The sequence below is a fragment of the Pseudomonas sp. FP1740 genome (assembly GCF_030687165.1).
Lineage (GTDB): Bacteria > Pseudomonadota > Gammaproteobacteria > Pseudomonadales > Pseudomonadaceae > Aquipseudomonas.
The window spans coordinates 5871317-5884809 of sequence record NZ_CP117461.1 but is presented as its reverse complement, the minus strand read 5'-3'; the positions used below and the strand labels follow the sequence as shown (position 1 = coordinate 5884809).

The following is a 13493-nucleotide window of genomic DNA, read 5'->3' as shown; positions in this document are numbered from 1 at the left end:
TGCGGGCGCGGGGCAGATATCAAACTTTTTGATCGTTATGGCCGATAATTCAGCCTAAGCGTCTGTAGGAACGTGCTGTTACAATGCCGCCTCTGCGAATCTTCAGTACTTATAGATCAGGAGCACACCGGTGCCTGTCGTTTTTGTCGCCGCTTCCAAGCTGCCAACGCCTTTTGCGCAATTCACCATGCACGGCTTTCTCGATGAAGAAAACGGGCGCGAGCACGTGGTGCTGAGCCTGGGTGATATCGCCGACGGTGCTCCGGTACTCGGCCGGTTGCACTCCGAATGCCTGACCGGCGATGCCTTGTTCAGCCAGCGTTGCGACTGCGGTTCGCAACTCGAGGCGGCGTTGCAGGCGATCGCCCGTGAAGGCCGTGGCGTGTTGCTCTACTTGCGTCAGGAAGGTCGCGGCATTGGCCTGCTGAACAAGATCCGCGCCTATGAATTGCAGGATGGTGGTGCCGACACCGTTGAAGCCAACGAACGTCTGGGCTTCGCCGCCGACCAGCGCGACTACGCCATGTGCCTGCCGATGCTGGAGCATCTGGGCGTGAAATCCCTGCGACTGATGACCAATAACCCACGCAAGGTCAAAGCCTTGACCGACATGGGCATCGTGGTGGCCGAGCGCGTGCCGTTGCACACCGGACACAACCCGCATAACAAACACTACCTGGCGACCAAGGCCAGCAAGCTCGACCACATGATGGGCAACGAGCACCAGGGCGAGGCTGACCGGGCGTGACCCGCGGTCAGGTACGGCGGCGACTGTCCGTCAGCTGGTGGCAATATCTGGCGTTGGCCTTGCTGCCGTTGTTCGTTATTAACGGCGTATTCGGTCAAAGCGAGGCGATTCTGCCGGTGCTGGCCATGCCGTTTTTCATTGCCGGTGTGGCGTCGATGTTTGTCAGCCTGAAGTTCTTTGGCGGTTACAAACATGCGCTGATCGCGACCCAAAAAGCCCTCGATACCCCTGAAGAACCCGCCGCCTGGATCGCCCTGGCCGCGAAACGTCGCACTGCGTTTCTGGTCGCCGGCCTGCCCGCCTGGATCGGCGCACTAGCAGTCTTCGTTGGTCTGGAAGCCGTGCCGCTGATGCTGCTGGCGTTGTCGACGGCGGTGCTGTTCTACCTCTACCGTATCCCGCGTCAACTCGGCTGATGCGCTGCGTCTGGCTGGCAGTCCTGTTGCTGGCCATCGGTGGTCCGGCAGCTGCGGCCGAGCGGGTTGTCAGCCTGGCACCGTCGCTTTCCGAAATCGTGATTGAACTGAATTCGGCTGACCTGCTGGTCGGTGTGCTGGATGCCGGTGAGCGTCCGGCCGAGCTCAAAGACATTCCTTCGGTGGGCCGCTACGGTCAGTTGGACATCGAACGGTTGCTTAGCCTCAAACCCGATTTACTGCTGCTCTGGCCAGGCAGTGTGGGGCCGGCTCAGCGTGAACAGCTCAAACGGCTGAACATTCCCACCTATGTCGCCGAACCGCATAACCTCGAACAACTCACTGTGCAGATCGAAGCGATAGCCACGCAACTCGGGCGAGCGGAGCGGGGCGTTGCATTGGCCAAAAAACTGCGTCAGCGACTCGACTCCTTGCGCCAGCGCTATCGAAGGGACGAGCCGCTGCGGGTGTTTTATCAAGTCTGGGATCGGCCGCTGTACACCGTGGGCGGGGGGCAGATCATCAGCGATGCGCTACAGGTTTGCGGGGCAAGCAATGTGTTTGCCGATCTGCCACAGCCTGCACCGCAGGTCAGTGTGGAGGCGGTGTTGCAGCGCAACCCCGAGGTGATTCTGGCCAGCGATCAGGCGCAGCTCAAGGCGTGGAAGGCCTGGCCCCAGGTGACGGCGGTGGCGCAGGGGCAATTGCTGTTGGTGACGGATAAAGGCCTGGAACGGCCGAGTGGGCAGATGATCGAAGCGACGGCCAAGCTCTGTCAGTTGATCGCACCCGATCTTTAACCTGTGGCGAGGGAGCTTGCTCCCGTTGGGCTGCGAAGCAGCCCCAAAACCTGGCAACGAGTTCTTTCCACGTGGCCATGTCGGCTTGGATTGCGGCTGCTGCGCAGCCGAGCGGGAGCAAGCTCCCTCGCCACAGGGTTTTGCATGCAGCCAGAGGATCAGATATTCAGCAATTGCAGGCGCTGACGCACCGCCTCTTCGATCCCCGCTTCATCCAGCCCGCACTCGGCGAGCATTTGCGCAGGCTTGGCGTGTTCGACGTAGATGTCTGGCAAGCCCAGGTGCAGCACTGACTTGAGGATGTTCTCGCGGGCGAGGAACTCGCTGACCGCGCCACCGGCGCCGCCCATGATCGCGTTCTCTTCGACGGTCACCAGCAATTGGTGACTGCCGGCGATTTCGCGAACCAGTGCTTCGTCGAGCGGTTTGACGAAACGCATGTCGACGACCGTCGCATCCAGCTTCTCGGCGACTTTCAGTGCCTCGGCCAGTTGCACGCCGAACACCAGCAGGGCGACTGTGCTGCCCTGACGACGAACCACGCCCTTGCCGATTTCAATCGGTTCGAGGTCTTTCGCGATCGGTGCATTCGGGCCGGTGCCACGCGGGTAACGCACCGCCGCCGGGCCGTTGTACAGGTGGCCGGTGCTGAGCATTTTGCGCAGTTCGTTTTCATCGCTCGGGGTCATCACCAGCATGCCGGGAATGCAACGCAGGAACGACAGGTCGAAGCTGCCTGCGTGCGTCGGGCCGTCTTCGCCCACCAGACCGGCGCGATCGATGGCGAACAGTACGTCGAGGTTTTGTACCGCGACGTCATGAATCAGCTGGTCGTAACCGCGTTGCAGGAAGGTCGAATAGATCGCCACCACCGGTTTGGCGCCTTCACAGGCCATGCCGGCTGCCAGGGTCACGGCGTGTTGCTCGGCAATCGCCACGTCGAAATAGCGCGTCGGGAAGCGTTCACTGAAGGCCACCAGATCGGAGCCTTCCTTCATCGCCGGGGTGATCCCGACCAGGCGCGGATCGGCCGCCGCCATGTCGCACAGCCACTCACCAAACACACCGGAATATTTCGGCCCGCTGGCTTTTTTCGGCGCGGCGGCCGGCGCGTCCAGCGGTTCGAGTTTGGTAATGGCGTGGTAACCGATCGGGTCGACTTCCGCCGGGGCGAAACCTTTGCCTTTCTTGGTGACCACGTGCAGGAATTGCGGGCCTTTCAGATCGCGCATGTTGCGCAGGGTGGCGATCAGGGTTGGCAGGTCGTGGCCATCGATCGGGCCGATGTAGTTCCAGCCCAACTCTTCGAACAGCGTGCCAGGGACCAGCATGCCTTTGGCGTATTCTTCGGTGCGACGGGCGATTTCCCAGGCGCCGGGCAGGCGCGACAGGACCTTTTTGCTGCCTTCGCGCATGCTCGCGTAAGTGCGGCTGGAAAGGATTTTCGCCAGATAGTTCGACAACCCGCCGACGTTGCGCGAGATCGACATATCGTTGTCGTTGAGGATCACCAGCATGTTGGCGTCCACTTCCGGCGCGTGGTTCAGCGCCTCGAAGGCCATGCCAGCGGTCAGTGCGCCGTCGCCGATCACCGCGATCGCCTTGCGATCACTGTGTTGCAGGCGGGCGGCAATCGCCATGCCCAGCGCTGCGCTAATCGAGGTGCTGGAGTGGCCGACCCCAAAGGTGTCGTACTCGCTCTCGGAACGACGCGGGAAGGCGGCGATGCCATCCTTCTGGCGCAGGGTGCTCATGCGCGCGCGACGGCCGGTGAGGATTTTGTGCGGATAGGCCTGATGACCCACGTCCCACACCAGCCGGTCGTCCGGGGTGTCGAAAACGTAGTGCAACGCGATGGTCAGCTCGATCACGCCCAGGCCGGCACCGAAATGCCCACCGGTCTGGCCGACCGTGTAGAGCAATTCCAGGCGCAACTCATCAGCCAGGGTTTCCAGCTCGGCTTCGCCTAACCGGCGCAGTCCGTCCGGCGTGTTGGCACGGTCGAGCAGGGGCGTGGTCGGGCGCTTACGGGGAATCTCATGAAACGTCGTGGGCATCAGGCGAATCGTTATAGGTATAAAAGATGCGGCAGTTTACCTGATGCATCGCCCCCTGCCCACGCGTTGGTCTTTTTTGGCGGATACGCCGTCAGTTGCGGCGGTCAACGATGTATCGGGCCAGATCGCGCAAGGGCTCGGCTGCCGCGTCAAACGGTCGCAGCGCGTGCAGGGCCTGGTCGCGCAGTTCCAGGGCGTAGGCCTTGGCCGCGTCGAGACCAAGCAGGGCCGGGTAGGTCGGCTTGTCCCGGGCAATATCGGCGCCCTGGCGTTTGCCCAGGGTGGCGGTGTCACTTTCGACGTCGAGAATGTCGTCCTGGACCTGAAATGCCAGGCCGATGGCCTGTGCATAACTTTGCAGCGACTTCAGTTCGTCCTTTTCGGCGCGGCCACTGGCCAGGGCACCGAGTTTGACGCTGACTTCGATCAACGCGCCGGTCTTGTGCCGATGCATGTATTCAAGGGCATTTTGATCGAGCTTCAGACCCACCGAGCCAAGATCGATGGCTTGCCCGCCGACCATGCCCGCCGGGCCTGCCGCCAGCGCCAGGGCGCTGACCATCTGCAGCCGGGTTTCGGCATCCGACGAGCTCAGGCGTGGGTCGAGCAGGGCGCTGAAGGCCAGGCTCTGCAAACCGTCGCCGGCGAGAATCGCGCAGGCTTCGTCGAATTTCTTATGGGTGGTCGGCTGGCCGCGACGCAGGTCGTCATCGTCCATGGCCGGCAAATCGTCGTGCACCAGCGAATAGGCATGGATCAGCTCAACCGCGCAGGCTGCGCCGTTGGCTTGCTCGGCCTTGCCGCCCAGCGCTTCACACGCGGCGTAGGCCAGCAGCGGACGTACGCGCTTGCCGCCATTCATCACGCTGTAGCGCATGGCTTCATAGAGGCGGGCGAGCTCAGGGCTCGGCGGGTTGAACAGGGTTTCCAGTGCTGCATTGACGCGGGCCTGGCTGGCTGCCGAATACGCTGCAATCATTCTGGCTGATCCGCGTCGAAGGGTTCCTCGGCCAACTCGCCATCACGCTCGAGCAGCACTTGAACCTTCTGCTCGGCCTGGGCCAGCGCCGCCTGGCAATCACGGGTCAGCCCGATGCCCTGCTCGAAAGCGGTCAGCGAGTCTTCCAGCGATAATTCGCCGTTCTCCAGACGCTCTACCAGCGTTTGCAGGTCAGCGAGGGATTGTTCGAAATCCAGTGCAGCTTTTTTGCGGGCCATGGCGGCTATTTCCGGTTGACGTTAAACCGGCGCGACACTAGCAGACATGGGGGGTATGGGCAAATGAGCTGGGCCATTTGGAGCAGCAGTTCCGGGGTGACAACACACCTTGTGGCGAGGGAGCTTGCTCCCGTTCGGCTGCGCAGCAGTCGCGAACCTCTGGACGCGGTAGGCCTGAATAAACGCGATGTATGGTTTTGGGGCCGCTTCGCTACCCAGCGGAGCAAGCTCCCTCGCCACAGATGTATGTCGTCTATATAGGTTGTGTGGATTATTCGGCTCACTTTATGAGCCGAATAAGATCGCTATTCGGCTCACGCCCAACAAACACCGTGATTCTCACCGCAAATATAGATGTATCCGATTGTTAAAAAACTGCCGAATGGCTAATCTTCGCGCCTTCAACGACCCTATATTCAGGGTCTTCTGACGAAACGCAGTTTTTTTGATCTGTAACGCGCCGAGGATCAGGCGCCAGGTTTCGTTATGCATGGCAGGAGGCGTCACATGCGTTGGGTTCTTTCACTGCTGATTACGCTGGTTTGCGCTCAAGTTGCGCGGGCCGAGCCCACGGCCGAGCTATCGGAACCGGTGGGCGGCTGGCGCTATCACGGTTTGCTGGACCGCAGTGAAAACCCTCGCGTCGCCTATCCCACACCGCCTATCGACCGGGGCGTGCAGCGCAATCGCACAATGATCGAAGGCCAGCTCAAGGCCCTCGGCACGCTCCGTCCGCCCCACAGCCTGGCGGTCAACGGCAATCCCCTGAATCTGTATACCGACGACCAAGGGCGTTTTGCCCGCCCGTATGCGTTCGGCGCCGGTTCCAACAGCGTCGAAGTGCGCAGTTCCGAGGGCAAGTCGCTCAAGCGCGTTCAATTCTATGAAGCCAACAACCTGCGCACCCCGGCACGGATTCGCGTGGTGCTGGGCTGGGACGATCCCAAGGCCGAACTCGACCTGCACATCATTACCCCCGACGGCCAGCACGCGTTCTGGGCCAGTCCGGCGATGAGCAACGGCGGTGGGCTGGACCCGGACGGTGTCGATGGCCCCGGCCCGGAAATGTTCACCATGACTGCGCCGATGCACGGCACCTATCTGGTTTACGTGAACTATTGGGGCAACTACGGCAGCGGCGGCTATAACTTCGATGAGAACAGCAACCAGAACGAGGTGATCACCTCGCAAATCAACCTGGTGCTCAACGAAAACACCGTCGACGAAAAACGCGAGACGTTCATCGTGCCCTTGCGCGCGATTGGCGACCTGCTGCTGGTCAAGACTTTCAACTATTAAACATCCCGCACCACGGTTGAATTCAGCCTTGTGAAAATGAGCGTGAACATGAGTGATAACACTGTTTCCCCGGCCGACGCACCCGCTGCCAAACCTCCTCGCCGCTGGCCAGCGCTAGTGATCGGGCTATGCCTGGTGGCCGGCGTGGCGGGCGGATTGGGCTGGCTCCTGCACAAACCCAAGGCCCCGCCTGCGCAATTGGCCAGTGACAAACTGGGCATGAGCCGGCCGGACGGTCTGCTCGAAACCCATTCCTTGAGTCAGCTGCCCAAGGATTTGCTGGCCGTGCCGTTCCTCAAGGAAACCCTGACCGAAGATTTCGTCTTCTATTACGAAGCTCACGCCGACCGTCTCGGTTTGATTGGCAGTCTGCGGCGGATTATTTACGAGCATGACCTGAAGCTGCAGGACAGTCTGATCGAGCAGCTCTTCGACCAACCGGCAGATGTGGCGCTGTGGCGTGGGGCGGATGGGCGTCTCAAGGATTTCCTGTTGGTGATGGATCGCGGAGGGCTGGCCAAGGTGCTGGAGCCGCTGGCGAAAGTGGCGCTGGATGATTCGCAACTGAGCAAGCTCAGCGAAGTGAAAGTCGGTGCCGACGCCGTCACCCTCTATCAGCTCAACTACAACGCCAGCAAGTCGTTGGTGTTCGCCTCCCATGGCGACAAATTGGTGGTGCTGTCCAATCCGGCCAAACTCTACGACCCGGATAACGGGGCTTTGGAGGAAACCGGCGGCGTTTCGACCAAGGCGATCGCCGCCTTGCTCAACGGCGACAAACTATTCCCCGAGGCCTTCGGCCTGCCGCCCCGTGCGCCCGAGGTAAAACAACGCCTTTCGGTCAACTCCAGCGTGTTGGCCATGGGTTATCAGCGCTTCATCCCGAACTTCGCCGGCCTGCGTTTCGACATGGACGACAAGGGCTGGCACAGCTTCCTCGCCATGGACGAACTGGACAACCAGCCGGACTTCGACTTCAAACCGATCTGGCAAGCCATGCCGATGGGCGCCAGCGCTTGCGTGGCCTTGCCGTTGGCCGCCGAACAACAGAAACCGTTGCTGGTGAAACTCGGCGCCGAAGAGTCTGTGGCTCAGGCCCTGACTGAACACATGGCCGGTGCCGCCGGCCTGTGCTGGTATGCCGATTCGCGGCTGTACACGCCGCTGTTGGTGGCCAGCCTGAATGATGATGACAGTGCCAAACTCGATGGTGACTTGGGCAACCTGTTCGGCTCGATGGTCGGTGCCTACGAAGGCAATGTTGCCGAACACGCATTCCCGGTGGTCGAGAAACAGGACGGTAAAACCCATCAGTGGCAGCGTCAGGTCAGTTCCAACTTCGGTCCTTATAAGGCCAAGGATGCCGAGCAGCCAGACGCGATCACCGGCAAAGCCTTCATGCGCGTCAGCCTGGCGCGCCACGGTTCGACGCTGCTGTTCTCCCTCGATGACAAACTCGTCGACAAAGCGCTGGGCACCCTCGACAAACGTTTCCCGCCGCTGGCTGACGTGCTGCCCAAAGACCTGCTGATGCCGATCTATTTCGGCCCCGATTCCATGGCGCAACTGATGCAGCAGGAAACCCTCGACAGCCTGCCGCAGGACATGGAGCCGGTGTTCTACAACGCCGCGCAAACCTACCTGATCCCGAAACTGCGCACCCTCGGCGGCTACGGCAAATACGCCCTGACCTTGCCCAAAGGCAGCGAGCCCGACGGCCACTGGCAATGGCTGCCACTGGAGTGGAAAGCTCTGTGACCGCACTCATCCGAGGCCTCGGCTTGCTGGCGTTGCTGCTGGGGACCCGCACATTCGCCAGCGAAGCCGCCGCGCTCGACCCGCAGCAATCCCAGGTATTCCGCGCCTGGTTCGTGCGCATCGCCCAGGAACAATTGACCCAAGGCCCGAGCCCGCGCTGGTACCAGCAGGACTGCGCCGGGCTGGTGCGGTTTGCCGCCAATGAAGCGCTGAAAGTCCACGACGACAAATGGCTGCGCAGCAATGGCCTGTCCAACCGCTACCTGCCGCCGGAGCTGCAACTGAGTGACGCCCAACGCGGCCTCGCCCAGCAATGGCAGCAGGGCGGCGGCAAGGTCGGGCCCTACGTCAACGCGATCAAACTGATTCAGTTCAACAGCCATCTGGTCGGCCGCGATCTGGCCCAGGCTCGGCCCGGCGATTTGATGTTTTTCGATCAGGGCGATGACCAGCACCTGATGATCTGGATGGGCCGCTTCATTGCCTATCACACCGGCACCACCACCCCCACTGACAACGGCATGCGCTCCGCAAGCCTGCAACAACTCATGACATGGAAGGACACCCGATGGATACCCGACGCAGCCAACCCCAACTTCATCGGCGTCTATCGACTGAACTTTCTCTCCCAATGATCGGTGCCCGCATGTTGCGTTTTCTGCCTCTGCTGTTGGTATTAGTGCTGCCTTTTTCGGCGGTCAACGCCGAAGACACCGTCGAGCCGAGCGGCTATGCGCCGGTGGCCGGTGAAAGCTTTTTCCTGTTGGCCGACAGTAGTTTCGCCAGCGATGAACAGGCGGTGGTACGCCTCGAAGCGCCGGGTCGTGACTATCGCCGGTTCCGCATGGAGCCTTACGGCGGTGCGGACATTCGGGTGTATCGCATCGACAAGCCGCTGGATTTCCTCAAGCGTCAGAAGAACCTGCACCGTGTGGTCAGCGACGGCCAGTTCAAGGGTGAAGGCCTGTCGAACACCCTCGCGTACCTGTGGGACAACTGGTACCGCAAATCCCGTCGGGTGATGCAGCGGGCGTTTTCCTACGAGTCGCGTAAACAAGTCACCGAGGAAGTGCCGGAACTGAAGATGGGCACCGCCATCGCCGCGCCAACACCCTACGACGCCCAGCCGCAATTCGCGTTGATTCCGGGCCTGCCGGTGGTCAGCCAATTCCGTTATCCGCTGTGGCAAGCCAAACCGATCCAGCCGCCCGAAGGCGTGAAGCTGGTCGGTTCTTCCAGCGAGTTCGTCAGCGTCTCGCCGGGCAACGTTTATATCCCGCTGGGCAACCTGAAACCGGGCCTGTACCTGGTGGAAGCGCTGATCGGCAAGTACCGCGCGACCACCATGGTGTTCGTCTCCAATACCGTGGCCGTGAGCAAGATTGCCGGTGATGAATTGCTGGTATGGGCCGCGCGCAAACATGAAGGCAGTTCGGTGCCAAAAGTGAATGTGCTGTGGACCGATGGCCTGGGTGTGATGAGCAGTGGCGCGACCGATGCCGATGGCTTGCTGCGCCTGAAACACGTCAGCCCCGAGCGTTCGTTCGTGATCGGCGAGGACGAAGAGGGCGGGGTGTTCGTCTCCGAGAACTTCTACTACGACAGCGAAATCTACGACACCAAACTCTATGCGTTTACCGATCGGCCGCTGTACCGGCCGGGGGATTGGGTGTCGTTGAAAATCGTCGGCCGCGAGTTCAAGAATGCCCGGGATTCCGTGGCACCGACTGCTGCCGATGTCAATGTGACGGTGCTCGATGCCACCGGTACTGCGCTGCAATCGTTGGCGTTGAAGCTCGATTCCAAGGCCGGTACTCAGGGCCGTTTCCAGTTGCCGGACAATGCGGTGGCAGGTGGTTATGAGCTGCGTTTCAGCTACAAGGATCAGGCCTACAGCAGTGCCTTCCGCGTGGCTGAGTACATCAAGCCGCACTTCGAGATTTCTCTGAACCTGGCGAAGCAGGATTACCGCACCGGCGAACCGGTCAAGGGCAGTCTGGTGTTGTTGTACCCGGACGGTAAACCAGTGGCCGACGCCAAGGTGAGCCTGAGCCTGCGCGCCCAGCAGTTGTCGATGGTCGATAACGAACTGCAATACCTGGGGCAATTCCCGGTGGAGCTGACCAGCGCCGAACTGACCACCGACGCCAAGGGCAACGCGACGCTTGACCTGCCCGCCGCCGAGAAACCGAGCCGCTACATGCTCACCGTGTTCGCCAGCGATGGTGCAGCGTATCGGGTCAAGACTACCAAGGAAATCCTCATCGACCGGGGCGCCGCCAGTTTCCGCCTGAGCGCGCCGCAACGGTTCAGCGCGGTGGGCGGCAAGGTTGCCTTCAGCTATGCCAACGAAGGTGGCAGCGAGCAAAGCAAAGCAGTCAACCCGAGCAGCTACAGCTGGGTGCGACTCGAAGATCAGACCACTGGCGAAGGTAAACTCGCCGCCAAAGATAAAGGCTTCACCCTGGCCTTCGACCGTCCGGGTACTTACAACCTGACGTTGAAGGATGATCATGGCCGCGTGCTTGGCGCGACCGGTCATTCGGTCACGGGTGATGGCGTCAAAGCCGTGCCCGGCACCGTGGAAATCGTCCTCGACAAACCCGAGTACAAGGCCGGCGACGAAGCCCTCGCGTTGATCACTTTCCCCGAGCCGGTCAGCGATGCGTTGTTGTCGCTCGAGCGCGACAAGGTCGAGGCCACGGCGTTGCTGTCCAAGGGCGCTGACTGGCTGAAGATGGAAAAACTCAGCGACACCCAATACCGCGCGCGCATCGCGGTGAAGGACAACTTCGCGCCGAACCTGACGTTCTCCGTGCTCTATACCAAGGGCGGTCAGTACAGCTTCCAGAACGCCGGTATCAAGGTGGTCGCGCCACAGATCGATGTGGCGATCACTACCGACAAAGAGGCGTATCAGCCCGGCGATACCGTGTCCGTGGACCTCACCACCCAGTTCGCCGGCAAGCCGATTCCGGCGCACCTGACGGTCAGTGTGGTCGACGAAATGATCTACGCGCTGCAGCCGGAAGTGGCGCCGACCATCGACCAGTTCTTCTACCACCCGCGCCGCAACAACGTGCGCACCAGCGCCAGTTTGTCGTTCATCAGCTACGACGTGGCACTGCCGGGCAGCCCGGGCGCGCCGGGCAAAGCCAACCGCAGCGAGCGTGGGGTGAAAGTGCTGGAGCGGCCGCGTCGTGAAGACGTCGACACCGCCGCGTGGCAGCCGGAATTGATCACCGACGCCAACGGCAAGACCCGCTTCACCTTCAAGATGCCGGACTCCTTGACCCGCTGGCGCATCACCGCCCGTGCCATTGCCGATGACGGTCAGGTCGGGCAGAAGAAGCAATTCGTGCGCTCGGAAAAACCGCTGTACCTGAAGTGGAGCGGCCCGACCAAATTCCGCAACGGCGACAAACCGGATCTTGGCGTATTCGCTTTCAGTCAGGCCGAGAAACCGGTCAAGGCTGAGCTGGTGATTCATTACGCGGGTGCCGAGCAACGTGTGCCGGTCACACTGAACAACGGCGTCAACTACGTCCCATTGCCGGCATTCACATTGGCCAATGGCGATTGGACCGCCGAGCTGGTGCAGGACGGTAAAACCGCTGACGCCTTGGCCGTTCGCCTGACCGCGACTGGCGAAGGCTGGCAGGTGACCCAGAGCCAAAGCCTGGACGCGGTCAGCGGCGACACGCCGTTGACCTTGCCGACGGACGCCACGGATATTCGCCTGCGTCTGGATGACAGCCCGCAAGCAGTGTTCCGTTCGGCACTCGATGATCTGCTGAGCTATCCGTACGGCGGTGTCGAACAAACCGCCAGCCGCCTGCTGCCGCTGAGCATCGCCTACCCAACGCTGTCGTCGAATCCACAGATCCGTGATCGCTTGCGTTTGATCATGCAGAACAGCCGCCTGCGGCTGGTGCAAATGGCCGGGCCATCGGCGAGCTTCACCTGGTGGGGCTTTGACGGCGAGCCGGATGCGTTCCTCACCGCTTACGCCTATTACGCCGACTGGCACGCCAGCAAAGTGCTGGAACTGAGCCTGCCGCCGGAGCACTGGCAGCGGGTGCTGGAGGTGTACGCGAAACAGGCGCAGAACACGCCGCTGTTGCAGCGGGCGTTGATTCTGTCGTTTGCCAAGCAGATGCAATTGCCGGTGAACACGCTGCTCAGCGGTTTGATCGACGACCTGGTGAAAGCCGGCGAAGGCAATACCGCGAGCGTCATGGACGATGGCGCAGAAAGCCTGGTCATGAACGATCCGGATTCGGCCTTGGGGCTGGCCAGTGCTCGGGTGTTGACCGCGTCTTTGGCGCGTCAGGCCAAGGTCAATCTGCCGCCGGCGTTCAGTCGTCAAGTGGATGCTGCGCAACAGCAAGTGGCCGCCAGCGCTCAACCGTTTGTCGAAGCCCTGAACCTGTCACTGCAAGCTTTCGATCAGGCTCATGCGCAAGCGTTGTTGCAACGCCTGTTGCCACAGCAATCGACCCTGGAACGCGCGTTGGCGCTGACCTGGTTGCAACGCAGCATCGAGCAGGCCTCTCCGACCATCGCATTGGCACCGGGTGAGGGCTGGAAGAAACGTTACAGTGATACCGGTGAGATGTATTGGACGTGGCAGGGCTCTTCGCCAGTGCCGGCGGCATTGTCGCTGACCGGGACGCAAGAGCGCCCGCTACGCGCCATGTTGAGCTTCCAGACCAAACAACCGGCAATCGATCCGATGGCGGTGACCATCACCCGTCGCCTGTCGCGTCTGGTGCCGGGTGATGAGGCGTTCGAATTCAAACTCGAAGCGGTCGGCACCAAGCCGTTGTCCAGCGACAGCCTGTACCTGGACGAAGTGATCATCACCAGCAAAGCGGCGAAACCGCTGCGCTACGGCATGCTCGAAGTGCCGCTGCCACCGGGCGCGGACGTCGAGCGCACCACGTGGGGCATCAAGCTGATGGGCAAGGCCGGCACCGAGCCGACTGCGTTGGAGAAGGCCCGTTTCGAGCCGGGGCAAATGGCGTATGCAGTGCCAGTGGATGCCCTGAGCGGCGAGTTGCGCCTGCGTCATCTGGTGCGCTTCTCGCAAAAAGGCCAGTTCAACCTGCCGCCGGTGCGTTTCACGCAGGTCTACGCGCCACAGCATCAGGCTCAGGAACAGAAACCGGCGCTCGGTCAGGTCACGGTCAACTGA

At 61.4% G+C, this 13493-nt stretch carries 10 protein-coding genes; 7 read left to right on the top strand and 3 right to left on the bottom strand.

Annotated features, from left to right (window positions below):
- Positions 1 to 130: 130 nt before the first annotated feature.
- From ribA to PSH69_RS26430, 3 genes are read left to right on the top strand one after another with little or no spacing between them, the layout of a single operon-like run.
- Positions 131 to 748 (top strand): GTP cyclohydrolase II, encoded by a 618-nt coding sequence (gene ribA, locus PSH69_RS26440; protein WP_305410267.1) that lies wholly within the window; start codon positions 131 to 133, stop codon positions 746 to 748.
- Positions 745 to 1164 (top strand): MFS transporter, encoded by a 420-nt coding sequence (locus PSH69_RS26435; protein WP_305410266.1) that lies wholly within the window; start codon positions 745 to 747, stop codon positions 1162 to 1164. Before ribA ends, PSH69_RS26435 begins: the two co-directional genes overlap by 4 nt.
- Positions 1164 to 1964: a cobalamin-binding protein gene (locus PSH69_RS26430; protein WP_305410265.1), complete on the top strand. Its 801-nt coding sequence runs from the start codon at positions 1164 to 1166 to the stop codon at positions 1962 to 1964. Before PSH69_RS26435 ends, PSH69_RS26430 begins: the two co-directional genes overlap by 1 nt.
- Before the next feature lie 158 nt (positions 1965 to 2122).
- On the opposite strand, the gene dxs is transcribed toward PSH69_RS26430, so the two are convergent.
- The 3 genes from dxs to PSH69_RS26415 form a co-directional block, all read right to left on the bottom strand.
- Positions 2123 to 4021, bottom strand: a complete 1899-nt coding sequence (gene dxs / locus PSH69_RS26425) for a 1-deoxy-D-xylulose-5-phosphate synthase (RefSeq protein WP_018925697.1) — start codon at positions 4019 to 4021, stop codon at positions 2123 to 2125.
- A 91-nt stretch (positions 4022 to 4112) separates the two neighbouring features.
- Positions 4113 to 5000: a (2E,6E)-farnesyl diphosphate synthase gene (gene ispA, locus PSH69_RS26420; protein ID WP_305410264.1), complete on the bottom strand. Its 888-nt coding sequence runs from the start codon at positions 4998 to 5000 to the stop codon at positions 4113 to 4115.
- Positions 4997 to 5239 (bottom strand): exodeoxyribonuclease VII small subunit, encoded by a 243-nt coding sequence (locus PSH69_RS26415; RefSeq protein ID WP_007894317.1) that lies wholly within the window; start codon positions 5237 to 5239, stop codon positions 4997 to 4999. The genes ispA and PSH69_RS26415 overlap by 4 nt, the downstream gene beginning before the upstream one ends.
- A gap of 507 nt (positions 5240 to 5746) precedes the next feature.
- Between PSH69_RS26415 and PSH69_RS26410 the strand changes: the two genes are divergently transcribed.
- From PSH69_RS26410 to PSH69_RS26395, 4 genes are read left to right on the top strand one after another with little or no spacing between them, the layout of a single operon-like run.
- On the top strand, positions 5747 to 6538 hold the full coding sequence (locus PSH69_RS26410; protein WP_018925700.1) for a YfaP family protein: 792 nt from the start codon (positions 5747 to 5749) through the stop codon (positions 6536 to 6538).
- 48 nt (positions 6539 to 6586) lie between these two features.
- Positions 6587 to 8296, top strand: a complete 1710-nt coding sequence (locus tag PSH69_RS26405) for a DUF2138 domain-containing protein (protein WP_305410263.1) — start codon at positions 6587 to 6589, stop codon at positions 8294 to 8296.
- On the top strand, positions 8266 to 8931 hold the full coding sequence (locus tag PSH69_RS26400) for a DUF1175 domain-containing protein (protein WP_370695222.1): 666 nt from the start codon (positions 8266 to 8268) through the stop codon (positions 8929 to 8931). Before PSH69_RS26405 ends, PSH69_RS26400 begins: the two co-directional genes overlap by 31 nt.
- Positions 8928 to 13493: an alpha-2-macroglobulin gene (locus tag PSH69_RS26395; RefSeq protein ID WP_305410262.1), complete on the top strand. Its 4566-nt coding sequence runs from the start codon at positions 8928 to 8930 to the stop codon at positions 13491 to 13493. The genes PSH69_RS26400 and PSH69_RS26395 overlap by 4 nt, the downstream gene beginning before the upstream one ends.